Source organism: Aporhodopirellula rubra (assembly GCF_014192335.1).
Taxonomy (GTDB): Bacteria; Planctomycetota; Planctomycetia; order Pirellulales; family Pirellulaceae; genus Rhodopirellula; species Rhodopirellula rubra.
Map to the genome: position 1 here is coordinate 15,004 of NZ_JACHXU010000003.1, position 16,812 is coordinate 31,815.

Annotated in this window: 12 protein-coding genes; 9 read left to right on the forward strand and 3 right to left on the reverse strand. The window is 57.1% G+C overall.

What is annotated here, in order from left to right:
• Positions 1-28 precede the first annotated feature (28 nt).
• Entirely contained in the window at positions 29-232 is a 204-nt protein-coding gene (locus FHS27_RS04810; RefSeq protein WP_184303376.1) for a hypothetical protein, read from the reverse strand.
• A 362-nt stretch (positions 233-594) separates the two neighbouring features.
• On the opposite strand from FHS27_RS04810, the gene FHS27_RS04815 reads away from it, so the two are divergent.
• The 7 genes from FHS27_RS04815 to FHS27_RS04845 all read left to right on the forward strand — a co-directional run bounded on the left by FHS27_RS04815 (position 595) and on the right by FHS27_RS04845 (position 11,962).
• The gene (locus FHS27_RS04815; RefSeq protein ID WP_184302476.1) at positions 595-2,505 is read left to right on the forward strand and encodes an FHA domain-containing protein; all 1,911 of its coding nucleotides are present in this window, start codon (positions 595-597) and stop codon (positions 2,503-2,505) included.
• 32 nt (positions 2,506-2,537) lie between these two features.
• Positions 2,538-3,881 carry a hypothetical protein gene (locus FHS27_RS04820; RefSeq protein WP_184302479.1) on the forward strand — a complete coding sequence of 448 codons (1,344 nt, stop codon included), beginning with the start codon at positions 2,538-2,540 and terminating at the stop codon, positions 3,879-3,881.
• A gap of 191 nt (positions 3,882-4,072) precedes the next feature.
• Complete coding sequence (locus FHS27_RS04825; RefSeq protein WP_221224889.1) at positions 4,073-4,615, forward strand: hypothetical protein; 543 nt, start codon at positions 4,073-4,075, stop codon at positions 4,613-4,615.
• Positions 4,616-4,762: 147 nt separating this feature from the next.
• Positions 4,763-6,268: an efflux RND transporter periplasmic adaptor subunit gene (locus FHS27_RS04830; RefSeq protein WP_184302484.1), complete on the forward strand. Its 1,506-nt coding sequence runs from the start codon at positions 4,763-4,765 to the stop codon at positions 6,266-6,268.
• Positions 6,269-6,509: 241 nt separating this feature from the next.
• Positions 6,510-9,854, forward strand: coding sequence for an efflux RND transporter permease subunit (locus tag FHS27_RS04835; RefSeq protein WP_184302487.1), 3,345 nt, complete (start codon positions 6,510-6,512; stop codon positions 9,852-9,854).
• A gap of 180 nt (positions 9,855-10,034) precedes the next feature.
• Positions 10,035-10,877, forward strand: coding sequence for a biotin--[acetyl-CoA-carboxylase] ligase (locus FHS27_RS04840; RefSeq protein ID WP_184302490.1), 843 nt, complete (start codon positions 10,035-10,037; stop codon positions 10,875-10,877).
• A 77-nt stretch (positions 10,878-10,954) separates the two neighbouring features.
• Positions 10,955-11,962, forward strand: coding sequence for a zinc-dependent peptidase (locus FHS27_RS04845; protein WP_246419112.1), 1,008 nt, complete (start codon positions 10,955-10,957; stop codon positions 11,960-11,962).
• Between the two features lie 70 nt (positions 11,963-12,032).
• Here the strand turns inward: FHS27_RS04845 and FHS27_RS04850 are convergent, their stop codons facing one another.
• Together FHS27_RS04850 and FHS27_RS04855 are read right to left on the reverse strand one after the other, a co-directional pair.
• Positions 12,033-13,010, reverse strand: coding sequence for a cytochrome c (locus tag FHS27_RS04850; RefSeq protein WP_184302493.1), 978 nt, complete (start codon positions 13,008-13,010; stop codon positions 12,033-12,035).
• A gap of 181 nt (positions 13,011-13,191) precedes the next feature.
• On the reverse strand, positions 13,192-13,650 hold the full coding sequence (locus FHS27_RS04855; protein ID WP_184302496.1) for an NUDIX domain-containing protein: 459 nt from the start codon (positions 13,648-13,650) through the stop codon (positions 13,192-13,194).
• A gap of 53 nt (positions 13,651-13,703) precedes the next feature.
• Between FHS27_RS04855 and FHS27_RS04860 the strand changes: the two genes are divergently transcribed.
• Both FHS27_RS04860 and FHS27_RS04865 read left to right on the forward strand, forming a co-directional pair.
• Complete coding sequence (locus FHS27_RS04860) at positions 13,704-14,303, forward strand: cob(I)yrinic acid a,c-diamide adenosyltransferase (protein WP_184302499.1); 600 nt, start codon at positions 13,704-13,706, stop codon at positions 14,301-14,303.
• Positions 14,288-16,654: a hypothetical protein gene (locus FHS27_RS04865; protein WP_221224890.1), complete on the forward strand. Its 2,367-nt coding sequence runs from the start codon at positions 14,288-14,290 to the stop codon at positions 16,652-16,654. Before FHS27_RS04860 ends, FHS27_RS04865 begins: the two co-directional genes overlap by 16 nt.
• The last annotated feature ends 158 nt before the right edge of the window (positions 16,655-16,812 follow it).

Here is a 16,812-nt window from a genome sequence, read left to right on the forward strand (position 1 = left end):
CGACCAGCGCAGCCGACGGATGAAAGGCTTACGGTTCCGCCGATGAGCATCGCGGCAACGAGTTGCCGACGGATGGCCCGCCGGGCAACGACAGATCGGCCTGAGCGATTTGATCGCGGATCTTGTTGAAAGATTCGTGTGTCGTCCATGTTTCACACTTCGTTGAATGCGGGTGATTGTCGAACAATGCGATTCGACGGAGGGCGGGCAACGGCGTGGTTGCCAGTTTCACGACCCTCGATTTCTGTTTGAATGGACAGCCGAAACTTGTTCGAGCCGTCCTACCATCATGAAAATCGGCACGACAGGGGCATCGTCTTGATCGACTTTGACGATTTGTTCGCATTTTGGGGAAATACTTCTCGGCACGGTTCGGGCGATCACTCGGTTTATCCCCCCAACGCGATGGGCCCGGGCCTGTGATGAGCCTAGCCTGTGATGGAGCCTAGCCTGTGATGGAGCCTGCCTCGCGCGTGGCAACCTGAATGGCGACCCTGTGTCATGCAGGTGACGGCACCCGTTAGGCAGTTTGCTCACATCCAATCGGTGGGATAAACTTGGAATCATAATGACTTCCACCACATCGAGGCCCGGATGAACGATCGACAATGGATAATCGGCTGCGATCGCGACGTGGATGTGCTAGTCCACGAGAGCGTCGTCTCTCGCCGTCATTGTCGACTGTCGCTGCACGGTAGTCTTTATTTCATCGAAGATTTGGCCAGCCGAAACGGCACCTTCGTCGGCGACAAAAGAGTCGTGACGCGAACCGCGATCGAGCCTGGCACCAAAGTCATGCTGGCCGACAGCGTCTTAATGCCGTGGGCGGACGAGTCTCTTGCCAAGGAAAAGTTCGAAATCGGGCGAGCCAATTCCAACGATATCGTGATCGATGACGCGAGCGTCTCATCTCATCACGCGATTCTGTTTCGCGACCCCAACGACGTCTGGATCGTCCGCGATCTCAATAGCACCAACGGGACGAGTCTCGGCGATAGCGAACCGATCGCGTCGGCGGCGCGTGTTACTAACGAAGACGTCATCCGATTCGGCAGCGTTGCCGAAACGCTGAGTAGCCTTCGTCGCAACGTGAACCCGAATACGTCGACGAGGCAATCGAAATCGGATTCTGCGAGCGGACCCAAATTACGGCGGCCTACCAAAGACACCGATGCCAAGGGGATTCCCACGATACCGGTGCGGGGAATAGGCGACACAACCGCGGTCCGCAAAACGAATTGGATGGACAACGCGATCGGGATGTGGAAGTCGCTTCCCACCGGCGTTTCCTATTCGTTGGCCGCCGCCGTTGTGCTGATCGCTCTGTTCGGCGTTTGGGGCATGATGACCAAGGGCGACTCGGCGACGCCACGCGAGGCTCTCGCGGACGGTGATCCGAACACGACTGCTGAAGATCCGACCACGGCATTGACGGCAACGAACATTGACGCAGACGCCATTGCCGGTACCACGCCACCACCCGTCACGACGGACCCTGCCGACAACCACCCGCCGGCCGCGGCCGTTAATAGCCAAAGCGAGGTTGCCGCGTCGCCCGCCAAAGAGACCTCTTTCGAGTCCGCGATTCGCAGTTGCCTCTATCAAGTGATCGCTACTTCAGAAGGGAACCGGTTTGGGTTGGGGATGGCTTTGGCGATCGACTCGGATCGACTGCTAACGACAGGCAACGTGGTTGAAAACCTGCAGCGTTTGGAGGCGACGATCCGTCCGGCGTGTCGCCACCTTACCTCCAATGAGGCGATCGCGTTGCAAGAAACCGCGATGCACCCGAAGTGGACCGAAAGTCGTCGGACCGAACAACAATGCATCGACTGGTTGAAGTACTATCAGTCGCAAGTCAGCGAACTCGCCGGGGATGAAGGCGTCGAAACCGAGGAAATGCTCCAACAACGCGATGAGGTCTATCGATCAGCGATGGTCTCTCGAACGCTCGCGCGTGCCTACGACGTCGGTGTCATCAGGACCACCGAACCACTGCCTCAGCATCTTGCGGCATTGGAGTCCAAGGCGACGGGCCAAAAGTCGACTGGAGCTGTTTCAGCATTGGAATGGATCGCGACGCCAGCCAAACCGCCTCGCCCGATGGCCATTCATCGGTTGATTGGCGAATTCGTACAAAACGAAGATCCTTTTCTTCCGCCAGACTCGGAATCATCGATCACCAAGAAACAAGTCCAGCCGCTCTTTCTCCTGCCTCGTCTCTCCACCGACATGCCGCCGATCTACGTTGGCAGAATGCGAGGCGCCGCGGACAGTGGAATGGATTACTCCGGAGGCGTCATTTTGGACGGGCGAGGTCGACTCGCAGGTCTCTTTTCGACGCCCGCGGAACTCGATCAGCAGCAGAAGAAACGCGTGGCAAGCCTCGTTGCGGATCGTGACCTGATTTTTGATTGGATTTTGATGGACGTTTTGTCTGAATTGATGGCCAGACCGTCATTACCATGGGTAGCGAATCAGACCGAAACGACCGGTACGCCGTAAATCAACTCGCTTTTACTAGAGGAACGCTCGCCATGAATCTCCAGGACCTCGGCCATAACCGTTTGGCGAATTTGGCATGGGAAACTCAGCGACGGCGTTTGACCGTTCGGTCGCTTTGCGGGGCGATTTTGCTGTCGCAATTCGTGCTGGCAACAGATCCCGTCCAAGGCCAGCCACCGGCGCCCGTATTGCCCGCGCTGCCCGCAACGCCTCCCGCCGGACCGGAAGAGGAAGGGGCCGCACCGCTGCCCGAATACCTGTTCGGACCGGTTACGAACGAAGCGATTGAGACGATGTTGGTCGATTCGGAAATCGATCTCAACGACCGTGCAATGAAGGCCTCTCGCATCCACGCGCTTGCCGACATGTACCGTTCGTCCCGTTCATGGCACGGTGACTTTAGCGGTTTCCGCGTGCGAAATTCGATCGCAACGGAATTGGAGTTGAACGTTTGGAAACAACAGGTTGACGACTACTTCAAGCGGCGGATCAAGAATCTCGAAGGCATCATGAAAGAGAAAGATGCCTACCAGCAAAAGGCAGATCAGTTAGTTCGTATTCGACGCGACAATCAGCGACGCGTCCTCAGCCAAATCTATTCGAACCCACGCTACGCTGGAAAACCCGAGAGCGTTATGAACGAGCTCTTGGTCGGATTTTCGAACACGCCGATCGGGTACGGTGTCGGTTTGGAAGAGTATTTTGCCACCAATCCGAGTCACTCGAATTGGGATCTTAGCCCTGAGATGTTTGAATCGCTGCGTGTCAAAAGCCCCAAAAATAAGGGAGGGCAACTGGAGTTCTCGTTGAGCGATCCGGTTCCGTTGCAACTCGATTGGTGGCCGCCTGTTTTCCGCGAACAGCTCTTTCAAGCCGCGATCCGAAACGTCGAAGCGAAACGTGATCAATTGATGGCCCTCAGTGAGCGGAACCCAAAATTGCCCATCGAGGCGATCAACGCCTTTGACGATGCCATGGCGCAACTCAGTGTCGAGTTCTACAGCATTTTTCCGCCACCGTGGCAGAACATGCCGACCGAACGGGTTCTCGAATTGATCGCTGCCGAACGGCACCTCATTCAGGTCAGCCGTGAGGTCGAGGCGATTCGCGATCGTGGAACGCTCAATGCCATGACCCGTGGTCAGTATTTTGATCCGTTGCGAGACGGCGAGAATGCGGCCACCCTGATCGCCTGGATGACTCGTACGGGGATGCAGTTTGCATCACCACGGCCCGGGCACGAAGACGCGTACGCGACGTTGATGGGGCAGATGAAGGAAATGTTTGTCATCTTCGGCGAACCGCTGCCGGATCCAGAAGCCCCGCTTCCAAAAACAAACCCCCGCCGCGCCACCGACATCCCCCGCCCTCAATAACCTGCAACCGCAACCTGTCACCAAATCCCTCTTTCCTTCAAATTTGTCGAGATTTTCTGATCGGCCTGGACCTTCCCCCCGTAGACTCCGATACTAGATTTGATTTCTCAATTGGAAGGAAGATCGTGTTCGTCGTCTGTCGTTTCGTTTGCATCCTTGTTGTGCTGGTACATTCGATTTTCGGATGTTCGATGCTGCACGCCTGCGATTGCCGGACGCACGAACACACGATCCATGGCGACGCGTCTGCCGACGAATCGCACTGCGATCACGACGGGCATCATCATGACTCTGGCGATGGGTGTGAAGAACGCCATGACCAGGAGTCGGCCCCAAGTGTCCCCGTTGCACTGACAATCGCGAGCCCTTTCTGCGACTGCGATGCTAAAGGCAGTATCGATGGGGGGCGTGTCAGTAACGAGGGTGTCGCGGTGCGAAATGCTGTGCATCCCGCCGTGGCGCATTGGGTGGCCGCATGTCCGGGTTGTCAGTCGTCACCGTGCGACGGCAACGCACCGGGATGTCACTCCGATGTCGGGTGCAGTTTCCGTTTGCCGAGTGATCAAGTTTTCGAGGTCGTTGTCAGCCTCGTCGGATTCCTTCCCTATTCCATGTCCGGAGCAAGCCCACAGTTGGCCTCCAGGCAAATTCGTCTTTGGAATCAACATCTCGGGCAAGGTGCCACGAGCGATGCCAGCGCCCGCTGTGCCGCTCTCTGCGTTTGGCGAATCTAACGACCGATTGAGTTTTCTCAAACGTCTGTTTGCCTGCACCCAATGATCGCCCCATCGACCTATCGCGTCCGTGACGCAGTGCGGCGTGGTGCGCGGTTTCCGGCTCGCTCGGGTGTGCTCTTTTCTTGATCCCTTGAAGGGAACGTTATGTCCATTTCCAAAATTTGGGTGTCGCGGATCGTTGCCACGTCGTTGACCGTGGTCGCGATGTTGTTGACGCTCGCGATCGGCTTCTTCGCCCTGACTGATTTGCCGCAGCGATTCGGGCTCGTTGCGTCCACGGCTGAATCGGCTCATGACCACGGCGATCACTCCGAGTGTGAACACGATCATCCGGAGGACGAACACGATCACGACCATGCGGGGCACTCCGAAGGCGAATCGATCGAGTTGAGCGAACAGGCTCGGCTAAATTTGGGGCTCGAGACTCAAAAGGTGACCGTCGGGAGTTTCAATGAATACATCGAAGTCCCCGCCGCCGTTGCCGATTGGCCTGGAAAAACTCACGTCGCAATCACTTCACCCATGACGGGCGTCATCAACGCGATTAACGTGTCGCGAGGTGAGTTGATCGAAAGTGGCATGCCCCTATTTACGTTGCGACTCACACACCAGGATCTCGTCCAAACTCAAGAGGATTTTCTTAACTCGCTCGGGCAGTTGGACATCGAACAGAAAGAGATTCAACGTTTGACGTCGATCACACAGTCCGGCGCCGTTGCAGGAAAGACCCTGATCGCACGCCAGTACGAACGGGACAAATTATTGGCTGGCATTCGCACCGCACGCCAATCCATGTTGCTGCACGGTTTGACGGAGAGCCAAGTCGACCAAATCGAACGCACGCGTGAACTCATCCGCGAAGTCACCATCTACGCACCCACGCTCCACGCCGACAGTTCGCTGCATCATGAGTCGGAACACAACCATGTGAAAAACAGTTCGGGAACGCCAACAGACCGCTACGCGTCAATGCAACCGGCGCCCACGCTCCCGGCGCATATCGATGCCGAATTCCTTGTAACTCAGCTCAACGTCAGTCGCGGGGAGGCCGTCGAAGCGGGGAAGAAGCTCGGGCAATTGTCCGACTACAGCAAAGTCTTGATTGAAGGTTATGCCTATCAACGCGATGGCGAAGCTCTGCAAACCGCAGCCAACGCGAGACTCGCGATTCAAGCCGTTACGGAATCATCGCAAGGCCAGCGAAAGATCATCGATCAGTTGGAGATCATCTACATCGGCAACGAAATCAATCGCGAAACCCGCGCTCTGCCGTTCTACGTCCTGCTCACCAACGAAGTCGAACGGACCGAACAGGTCGGCGAGCAACGCTACGTCAGTTGGCGATACAAGCCCGGTCAACGGATGAAACTTCGTGTTCCGGTCGCTGGGTTTGACAACGCCATCGTTGTGCCGAAGGAAGCCGTCGCGGAGGAAGGCCCCGAACGTTATGTCTTCGTTGAGAACAACGATCACTTCGATCGCGTCGCCGTTCATGTTTTGGCCAGCGACTCATTGCACGCGGCGATCGCCAACGACGGTCAAGTCTGGCCGGGGCAATCAGTCGCTGTCACCGGTGCCCATCAATTGCAGATGGCGCTGAAGAATAAATCGGGCGGCGCAATCGATCCGCACGCCGGTCACAACCACTAGTGATTCGTGTTCGCGTTTCGATGCAGCTCGTCGTAACTCAGTGTCGGTGAACCATCGAGCGAATCGGTCGTCAGGTTTGGGTGAGTCCACCTGTCTGTCGACGGCCGGCTTTTGGTGATCGAGCCCAGCCGACCGCGTCACATAAACCGCGGCGGATTCGATTTGCCGTGTTTGATCAATTCAGCGACGCCAGTCGCGCCCCGATTCTTCCAAATCATCATTCTGATCTCTACAAGCAAATATGTTAGATCGCATCATCTCGTTCTCGCTTCACAATCGCCTCTTGATCCTGGTGGCCGCTGCGATCCTGATGCTCGTCGGGAGTTGGCAAACCGCTGAACTGCCGATCGACGTTTTTCCCAACCTGAACCGGCCACGCGTTGTCGTCATCACGGAGGCTCCCGGGATGGCGCCCGAGGAAGTCGAAACGTTGATCACCTTTCCGCTCGAAACGGCGTTTAACGGTGCCAGCGGTGTGATGGATGTTCGCAGCAGCAGCGGTACGGGAATTTCCGTAATCTATGTCGAGTTTGATTGGGATACCGACATCTACAACGACCGACAAGTCGTCAATGAACGACTGCAATTGGCCGCCGAACAATTACCCGTCGGCATCAAACCGACACTCGCACCGATCTCTTCGATCATGGGCCAGATCCTGATGTATGGGATGTGGAGCGAAGGGGGACAAACACCACCAATGGAGGTTCGGACGTTGGCCGATTGGGTCGTCCGCCAGCGGTTGTTGACGATCCCGGGCGTTTCGCAGGTCTTCACCATGGGTGGTGGGCGAATGCAGTATCAAGTGCTCGTTGATCCCGACGCACTGCGCTCCTTTGATCTCACCATGGAGGATGTTCATCTAGCCGTTTCGGAAGCGAACCTGAACGCAACGGGCGGTTACCTCGACGACCACGGGGCGAACGAATTGCTGGTCCGCGGCCTGGGGCGGGTGACCAGTCTCGATGATTTGAGGAAACTCGTTCTCGTAATGCGTGAAGAACGCTCGATCACATTATCGGAAGTCGCGAAAGTGGTCGAAGCTCCTCAGGTGAAACGGGGGGACGCGTCCGCTTACGTTCGAAACGAATCGGGAGCCATCGAGGGAAGCGACGCCGTCGTTCTGACGATCAACAAGCAACCCGGCAGCGACACGCGGGCCGTTGACGAGGCGATTAAAGCGGCACTCGCGGATTTGAAAGTGGCGTTACCGAACGACATTCGCATCGCCAACGTCTATTCGCAGCGGTCGTTCATCGATCGGGCGATCGAAAACGTGGTCGAAGCTCTCACCGATGGCGGTGTGTTGGTGTTGGTGATTCTGTTTTTGTTTTTGTTGAATTTCCGGACCACGTTCATCACGTTGACGGCGATCCCGTTGTCGATCATTGCAACCGCGTGCGTGTTCGCGGCGTTCGGCTTGTCGATCAACACGATGACGCTCGGAGGGATCGCGGTGGCGATCGGCGAGTTAGTCGACGACGCGATTGTTGATGTTGAAAATATCTTTCGTCGCCTGCGTGAAAACCGACAATCATCGAATCCGAGGCCGACGCTCGGTGTGGTCCTCGACGCCAGTACCGAGGTGCGAAGTTCGATCGTTTACGGCACCGCGATCGTGGTGCTGGTATTCATTCCACTCTTTGCCCTCGAGGGCATGGAAGGAAAACTGTTCGTGCCGTTGGCCGTCGGGTACGTGGTGTCGCTCGTCGCGTCGCTCGCCGTTTCATTGACCGTGACGCCAGTTCTTTGTTCGTTGTTGTTGGCCGGCAAACGCAGTTGGCAGGTGGTGTTGCCGTTCCTGTCGATCGCGATTTCGATGCTGTTGTTCTACTGGGTGATCCCACGCGTCGACGCGGTCTTGGGGATCCCCTGGGAATTGCCGGGCAATCCAATGGGATGGTCGCTCGCCGCCGCTCCGTTGGTTTGGCTCGCTCTGCAGGCTGCCGATGCGTTGCTCGGTGGTACCGATGCCGAGGAAGGCCGGTTGCTCGAGGGACTCAAAGGGATCGCTGGTGTTGCGATTGATTTCAGCACGCGGTTGCCCGGGCCGGTGCTCGGTGTCGCGTTGATGCTGGTTTTGTTTGCCGGCATGTCCGTCGTGATGCTAGAACGCGATTTTCTTCCCCCCTTCAACGAAGGCAGTGTGCAGGTCAACGCGTTGTTGCAACCGGGAACTTCTCTGGCAACCAGTAACGAGGTCGGCAACGCGATCGAAAAACGTATGTTGGAAATCGAGAACGTCAAAACCATCGTTCGGCGAACCGGTCGAGCCGAACTCGACGAACATGCCGAGGGAGTGAACGTGAGCGAAATGGTTTTGGAAATCGCCGATGGAGCCGACCGCGAACAAACGATTGATGAAATCAGGCACGCTATGTCCGAATTCCCCAGCGTCGTATCGAGTACCGAGCAACCGCTCGCACACTTGATCAGTCACATGATCTCCGGCGTCAAAGCACAGATCGGCATCAAACTCTACGGCGATGATCTCGATGTCTTACGGAAAAAGGCCGAGGAGATGAAACAACGGATTGCCGGCGTTGACGGGCTCGCGGACGTTTTGGTGGAACAGCAAACGAATATTCCGCAACTGCGCATCGAACTCAACCGAGACGCGTTGATGCAATACGGCTTGCGTCCCGCTGACGTGATGGATTTGGTGGAAACGGCAATGAACGGTCAAGTAATGAGCCAGGTTTTACTCGGGCAGCGAACGTTTGACCTCGTCTTGCGATTGGACGAACGCTTCCGTGAAGACAAAACGAAACTGCGTCGGATGGCTGTCACGTTGCCTACCGGCGGCACGGTGCCTCTCGATGCGGTCGCAAACATCTACGACAGCTACGGACCCAATACGATCAAACGAGAACAGGTTCGTCGACGAATCGTCTTGCAGGCCAACGTGACCCAACGCGGTGTCGTCGACGTCGTCACCGACATCAAAGAACGCCTTGCCGATATCGAGTTGCCGGCCGGATACTTCATCGAATACGGCGGGCAGTTCGAGAGTCAGCAGTCGGCGAGTCGTCGGTTGATGGTGTTGTCGGGGATCGCGTTGCTGGGGATGTTCCTCGTGCTATACATGTTGTTTGGCAACGTCAATTTCTCAGTCCAAGTCTTGTTCGCTCTGCCGACTGCATTCATCGGCGCGGTTGCCGCGCTGGCCATCACGGACCAAAACCTCACCGTTGCCGCGATGGTCGGATTCATCTCGTTGTGCGGCATTGCCAGTCGCAACGGCATCTTGTTGCTAAACCATTACCTGCATCTCGTCGAACACGAAGGCGAATCGTGGACCCGCGAAATGGTTAAACGGGCCGGGCAGGAGCGGATGGCTCCGGTGTTGATGACGGCATTGACCAGTGGAATCGGACTGCTGCCGCTGGCTCTCGCCGCCGGCGAACCCGGCAAGGAGATTCTGTATCCGGTCGCCACCGTGATCGTGGGCGGGTTGTTAACGAGCACGCTCGCGGAGTTTTTCGTCCGACCTGCCCTCTTCTGGACGTTCGGCGTGAATGCGGGCAAGCAGATTTTGAACGACCGTGTAGCCAAGCATGACAAACCGGCGATTCCGGATGCGTGATATTCGCGTTGTTAGTCGCCGCAACGATGCCGAGTTCGGGGGACGTGTTTCTCCCGGGTTTGATCCGAGCGCGAGACCGATTCAAATACTTAATATTGAAACGGACGCGATGTTCGTTTTGAGACCGCCTCGCATCAAAAATTTGCGGTCACCACCGGCCACCGTGAATCGAACCTCATCATGCCAACCGAAGACAACAAACCCATTGACGAATCCATTCGCCGCCTGATCGACCGTTGGGTCACCTCCGGCGAGATCGCGTCGAAGGATTACCAGTCGACCATGACGTCAACCAATTCGGTCGCCGGTCAGTGGGTGCAATCCCATCGAGACAAAGACTCCTCCACGTCACCTGGTAGCACATTGGTGATCGGATTGCCGCGGTTAGTCATCGCCGATGTGCAAACCCAGGGCCGCGGTCGATTGGGAAGAACGTGGGACGCGCAGTCCGACGGCCTTGCGTTTTCGATCGTGATGAAAGGGTGTCATGAACTTCTTTCGATCGCGGTCGGCGTGGCGATTGCCGAGGCGATCGAGCATGTCGCCGCGCCGGTCCGGTGCGGATTGAAATGGCCCAACGATGTTTGGATGAGCGGCGTGAAAGTGGCCGGCACCCTAATTGAACGCTTTGATTCGTCGGTGGCCGATCGCGACCACTCTACGCCCGTCGCGGTGATCGGAATTGGAATCAATGTCGGATCCAGCCCCACGCTGGAAGACGCTGAGGCAACATCGGTTCAAGAGGCAACCGGGAAATGGGTGACCCGTGCCGCTCTGCTCGAAGAACTCGTTCCCGCACTCATCGAACAAGTCACCCGATGTGAATCGGACAGTAGTGGGGTGTTGGACGCGTTTCGTCGTCGTTGTGTATTGACGGGTGAGATGATCCGGTGCTCAATCGACGGGCAATCGGTCGAAGGCCGTTGCGAGGGGATCAACGAACACGGCGAAATGCGAGTTCGCACGATCGCGGGCGAATCGGTTTGCCGCAGCGGTGAGGTCAATCGCGTTCGCAGGGTGTAATATCACGACCATGTCACAACGTGGGATCCGTGTGGATTCGACAATGCGGGACTCATTGAATTTACGGTACAGGGTGAATGATGCTAGTCGATGCTGCCACAAACGCTCACAACCGGAAAGTGGCCATCGCGGTCGCCGCCGTGATCGCCATTGCAGGATGTTTACTCGCGATCCTGTCACCGTGGTGGCTCGTTTTGTTGCCCATCGCGGGCGGTGCCTTTTACTTCATGCGTCGTAAGACGCGGCGTCGTTTCGCCGTCATCGCTCAACCGTTCCCCGGTGTGTGGGAAGCGACACTGGAGTCGCAGGTGGAGTACTTTCGAAAACTTTCACCCGACCAACAAGAACGGTTTCGAAACTTGGTCAAAGTCTTCCTCGATGAGGTTGTGATCACTGGGATTCGTACCAACGTCGACGAAGCGACCCGAACGCTCGTCGCCGCCAGCGCCGTGATTCCGATTCTCGGATTCGATGACTTCGAGTACTCCGGTCTCGGCGAAGTTCTGATCTATCCCGGTTCCTTCGACGATCAGTATCAGACCAACAGCAGCGCCGACGCGAGAACACTCGGCATGGTCGGAGTCAGCCATCTCAGTGGCGTGATGATCTTATCCAAACCGTCGTTAGTGAGCGGTTTCGCAAACATGTCGGACAAACGAAACGTCGGCATTCACGAGTTCGCACACCTCGTTGATAAGGAGGACGGTGATGTTGATGGAGTGCCTCCCACCGCCGACGCGGAGACTTATGAACCGTGGGTCCGTTGGGTCGGTGACGAACTGCGTCGTGAGGTCGGCAACGGCGAACACATTGACGATTACGCTTACACGAACGAAGCGGAGTATTTTGCGGTACTGAGCGAATACTTTTTCGAAGCTCCTGCGGTTCTCGAAAAGAAGAATCCCAAGCTCTACGAGCTGATGAAAAAGATGTACCACCAAAACCCCAAACGGATTCTCGGCAGTCCGACGCGGCGCCGACGACGGGTGGGACGCAATTCACCGTGCCCGTGCGGTAGCGGCGAGAAGTTCAAACGCTGTTGCAAACGCAAATCAATGCGGGGAACACCGCTCGCCGCGAAGTAGCCACACCGCGGGAGTCGGAATGAGCGAGAATTGGACTCCCGCGAACGCTCGCGACATTATTTGAATTGCTCTAGCGATACTCTTCATGACAGGCGGAACAACTTTGCGTGATCTCGCCGACCGCGCCACGCACGGCGTCGAAGTCCTGCCGTTCGATCGCGGTCACGACCGATCGTGATGCCTCCGTCATCGCCCGGCTCAACGCGCGGTAGTCGTCGTCCTCGGAATCATCCATGCCTTCTTGCACCAGGATCTCTCCCAGCAGGGCGAGCAGCTCGGCGTTGCGGCGTACCGAATCCACGTTCTCCTTTGCCGACTCGGTGTCGTTGGAATCGTCGCTGAGTTTGTCGAGCACCAACTCGGCGTATTCCATCAACGGCGAGCGGTCCGCAATCATCGACCAATCGTTCTCGTCCTCGCCCGCCTTCGCCGCCGACAAACCCGCACCCGAAACGAGGTCCTGCAAATCCGCTTTACGCAGTTGCGCTTCGTTGAACACGGGAGTCGAACCGGCCGCACAATTCAGGGCCGTCTTTGCCGTGATGTCGCGTGCCGTTTTGGCGTCCGATTTCCAACGCACGTCGCCGGAGTATTCTGAAATGACGGCGAACAACGACGCTAATACCGACAGATGCAAACGTGCCTCTTGATAACCGCCCCCGTTGAAGGCGCCGGGAGTCGTGATCGATGCGTCGAATTTGAGCTTCACGCGTTTGATCTCATCTTCCAACGATACCGGCGAGATCAGCTTGTTCCATCGTTGGCTGCCGGTGTTATCTGAGTCGTCATCGGCCTCGCTCGCTTGAGCCAATGCCGCCGCCGCGTCCGTCTTTTGAAGACTCGACAACGTCGGCCGTTCGCCACGAAAAGCCGACGACAGGTCCGAGAAGAAAATACGCGAGGTCGTTCCCTCGTCAAATACCGGTGGCCGTGCCCGTTGTTGCTGCGCCGCGGCTGAACCGTTATCGACGATTACGACCAACGATCCGATGGCGAGAGTCAGCAAGAACACGCGGCAGCGGGAACGCAAAAACATTTGACGCGGCATGAAATGACTCAATGATTGACAGTTTGAAAACCGTGTGGACACAGTTTCGATAATTCTTAAACGAGCCCGCGAGGGGGGCGGAGTGTCGACCCTAGCCGAACGATCGGAATCGGCCCGTCTCGTCCGACTCTGTAATGCGGGATTGAACGACTAGCCGGGAACGCATTTCGACGCCACCAAACTAAATCGATTTCTCTTGCTTGGCTAAGTATTCTTCCACCGCGTCGAGCAACGGATCGATCGTCTGAGTTTGAATCGGTCGTCTTGGTGACCAAGCGAGCCATTCATACGACTCGTGTTCGGTAACTTCAATTTTAACGACGTCGGGCAACCAAGCCAAAAAGTACCTGACATTCTTCGGGAAAATTTTGCCAGGCTGATTCCGGTAAGTCACCTCGTATTGAATGTCAAACTGAAAATCATCGGCGATTCGGCACTTTTTGGGCGAGACACCGGTTTCCTCTCGCATTTCACGAAGGGCCGTTTCCAGGTAGGTTTCCTTCCCGTCACAATGTCCTTTCGGAAGATCCCAGCGATCAGGATGCCGCATCAGCAAAAACTGAGGCTCGGGCGTCTCCGTCATCAGCAACATGCCGGCCGCTCGCACGATACCGTCTTTCGTTTTTTTCTTCTTGGACACGCAATGACCTCAATGATTCAACTCCCCCCGACGAACCCGCGACAGGTTTCAGCATGAAGATTTATACACGAACCGGTGACAGTGGCACGACCGGGCTGTTCGGCGGACCGCGGGTCGCTAAAGACGACACCCGGATCGAAGCGTATGGGACCGTCGACGAACTCAACGCCGTCCTCGGCTGCGTACGCAGTGCCGTGGAGTCCGCTGTTGCGGAATGCGAAGACGAACCCGAACGACGCGACGCCCTCATGCAGTTCGATGATCGGATCGGCCAAGTCCAACACGAGCTGTTCTCGCTCGGCGCGGAACTCGCATCACCTCATCCCGATGAGTTTCAACTTCGCGTGATCGGCACGCGGCACATCGAACGGTTGGAAAAATGGATCGACGAAACGGAGGCGCTGTTGCCACCGCTCAAGCAATTCATTTTACCTGGCGGTAGTCCTGTTGCTGCTCAAGTTCACCTCGCTCGCGCCGTGTGTCGTCGCAGCGAACGACGGGTCATCACTCTCGCAGACTCGGTTCAATCGGAAACACCAATTGGCGAGGAGGTCATCGTCTATCTGAATCGACTCAGCGATTGGTTGTTCGTCGTCTCACGTGACGTCAATCGATTGCTCGGACGCGAAGACCAACCATGGCAAAAACCGTAACGGCAACCGTGCCCACACCGATCTCGGATCGACCCTCGCACCTCGCCCGCCGGTTCGGCACGGCGGCGTTGCCCGCGTGCAGCGTTCTCCTTGCTGCATTAGTTGCGCTCGCGCCCCACGTCACTCGAAACAACGCGTGCGCCCAATCGACCACCGACGCCACGCTCCAGCTTTCCGAGGATGCCGCCTCGGACAGCCAACTGCAAACGCTTCGCAGCGATCTGTTTGCCGCAATCACCGAGGGGGCGAGTCCTCACGCGATCACCGGTCTGGTCAACCGTCAACGGCGAATCGACGACTTGCTCGATCGTCAGTTGTTGTCCATTCGTGATGAACTCGCCGAGATCGAACGCAGCGAATTCGATCCCAAGAACACGCCCCGTCGTGAGGAGCTCAAGCGGCGACAAAGTCTGCTGTGGCTCTCGCGGGTTGAACTGGCGTCTTTGGCGACCGAAATGTTCGCCGAACGTTCTCCCGATGGGGTTGCGATGGCGGAACAATCGATCCGTTTGATGCGAGCCGCGATCGCGAGTTTTCCCAACAATGGCGTCGTCCGCGCTGAAATCCTGCGACTGCTATCCGAGGCGCAGTTGCGTGCGGGAGACGCCGACGCCGCGATCCGGACTATGCTTCACGTTGCCCATGCTAAATCGGAATCCACAGACGAACCGAATGATTCGGCCGAGACGCCGAAAGAAGAACTCGTCATCAATACGCCCGACGAACTCGCCTTTGTAATTCGCGTTGACCTTTCAAAACAAGATTGGCGTGCCGCCGAAGAGAAACTCAATCAGTTCTATGCCGACGCGCCTGCCAAGGCGCCGCTGAGTTTGGCAATGGACATGGCACGCTTGCAGTTTCTCTTGCTCAACCCAAAACGAGCAGATTCACTCACTGAGATCGGTCAGTGGATCGACGCAATCGAACAACGTGGAGGTGCGCCCGCACGGCGCGGTGCTGAAACCTTGCTCGCTCGTTATCGCGAGTTTCGCCAATCGCTGTCACCGCACCAAGATATCCCGGCGTCATCGATCGATCCCCGCGTGCTCCGCGCCGACGCGCGGTATTACCTACGCGTTGAGAAAACATTGCCCGCCGCGGTTACGTTCGCCCACGCCGCGGTGCAAGACGGCGACGCGGATCGCAGCATCGATTCGGCGATCCGTTCGGCCGCGATTCTGACTAGCACCGACAAACGACCCGCCGCGGTACAGTTGCTTCGCCAAATCGCAAACCGGCACGAGTCGCACGAAAACTCGCCACTGTTGATGTTGCAGGCCGCTTCTTTGGCGAGCGAAGTGGAGGCTGCGCAAGGGCCGGCATCGAGCACTTCGTCGAATGCAACATCGATCCCATCGGCCGATGAAATTCTCCATGAGCTTCTCGCTAAATGGCCGCTCTCTCCCGCCGCCGCCTCGGCGCGAGCGTCACTCATCGAAATCGCAAAGCAACGAAATGAGTGGATCGACGCGGCAATCTTAGCGACCGAATTGCCGGTCGAGCATTGGAATGAAACGGCGTCGAGCCGTTGCCGCGATCTTTGGATGCATGCGATCCTCCCGTCCGGCAACGCATGTTTTCCCTGCGGTTGGGACGATGACGCGTGTCGACAAAGGCTTCGTGATGAGCTCGCCAGTCGGTTGGCCCAAATGCGGAACACGTTCGTCGAATCGGCTGCGCACCCCGCGGCAATTCAAGCCCAGTTCGCTTGCGCGATTTTGCTGGATTCAGCCGAGATGGATTCGCCGGGGCGTCCGCTCCTCGTCGAAGCCGCCAAACGCACCGAAGATCCTTTCCTACGTTTTGTCGCGGAACTGCGTTTGGGCAGCGAGAACCAAGTCACGCCGCCGCACGGATTGCCTTTGCTCGGCGACGAAATGAGGCGAGCGGTCGTGTGGCGACTGCACCACGATCTCACGACCCATGCCGTTCCCCGTCGCACGGTCGCGTCGTTCTTGCTCGCGTTTGATCATGGCAACGCCGTCGCCGATCCACGCTGCTCGATCGCGTGGCTGATGTGGAGCGAGCGAACCGAGCAAGGGTTCGCCGAGCTGGGAAAATCACTCGATCACTCAAAACATCCCGGTGAACTGATCGCTGCCGCCGCGTCGGCGCTTTCCGATTCCTCTCGCAGTCGAGGTTTGAAACGGGCGGCCGGGTTATGGGACGAACTCGCCAGCGGTATTCCGCCGACCGAGCATGCGCATCAACGGGCGAAAGTGGAAAGCATCCTCTGCCGGGCACGCAGTGGCGATCTGACTGGCGCGAAAGCGGCAGCCGAGTGGATGTTGCTGAGTAATCCACCGACCGACGAATCATTGATCGAGCAACTAAAGAACGCGATCCAGTAACGCACTTGACAAAACAACGCAGACGCACGAAAGCGAGCGACGTTCGTAATAACGTAATCCACCATATGTTGTCAGGCGGACATTGCTGGCGATGAAAGCTGCGTGAATTGTTCGCGAGGCGATTCAAACCAAATCGCACCCGCGATCAAAACCGGCGA

Coding starts and splice junctions, on each gene's coding strand:
- FHS27_RS04830 (WP_184302484.1), top strand. CDS start 4,763: ATGTCCATTTCCAAAATTTGGGTGTCGCGGATCGTTGCCACGTCGTTG.
- FHS27_RS04850 (WP_184302493.1), bottom strand. CDS start 13,010: ATGCCGCGTCAAATGTTTTTGCGTTCCCGCTGCCGCGTGTTCTTGCTG.
- FHS27_RS04865 (WP_221224890.1), top strand. CDS start 14,288: ATGGCAAAAACCGTAACGGCAACCGTGCCCACACCGATCTCGGATCGA.
- FHS27_RS04825 (WP_221224889.1), top strand. CDS start 4,073: ATGCTGCACGCCTGCGATTGCCGGACGCACGAACACACGATCCATGGC.
- FHS27_RS04840 (WP_184302490.1), top strand. CDS start 10,035: ATGCCAACCGAAGACAACAAACCCATTGACGAATCCATTCGCCGCCTG.
- FHS27_RS04860 (WP_184302499.1), top strand. CDS start 13,704: ATGAAGATTTATACACGAACCGGTGACAGTGGCACGACCGGGCTGTTC.
- FHS27_RS04835 (WP_184302487.1), top strand. CDS start 6,510: ATGTTAGATCGCATCATCTCGTTCTCGCTTCACAATCGCCTCTTGATC.
- FHS27_RS04845 (WP_246419112.1), top strand. CDS start 10,955: ATGATGCTAGTCGATGCTGCCACAAACGCTCACAACCGGAAAGTGGCC.
- FHS27_RS04815 (WP_184302476.1), top strand. CDS start 595: ATGAACGATCGACAATGGATAATCGGCTGCGATCGCGACGTGGATGTG.
- FHS27_RS04820 (WP_184302479.1), top strand. CDS start 2,538: ATGAATCTCCAGGACCTCGGCCATAACCGTTTGGCGAATTTGGCATGG.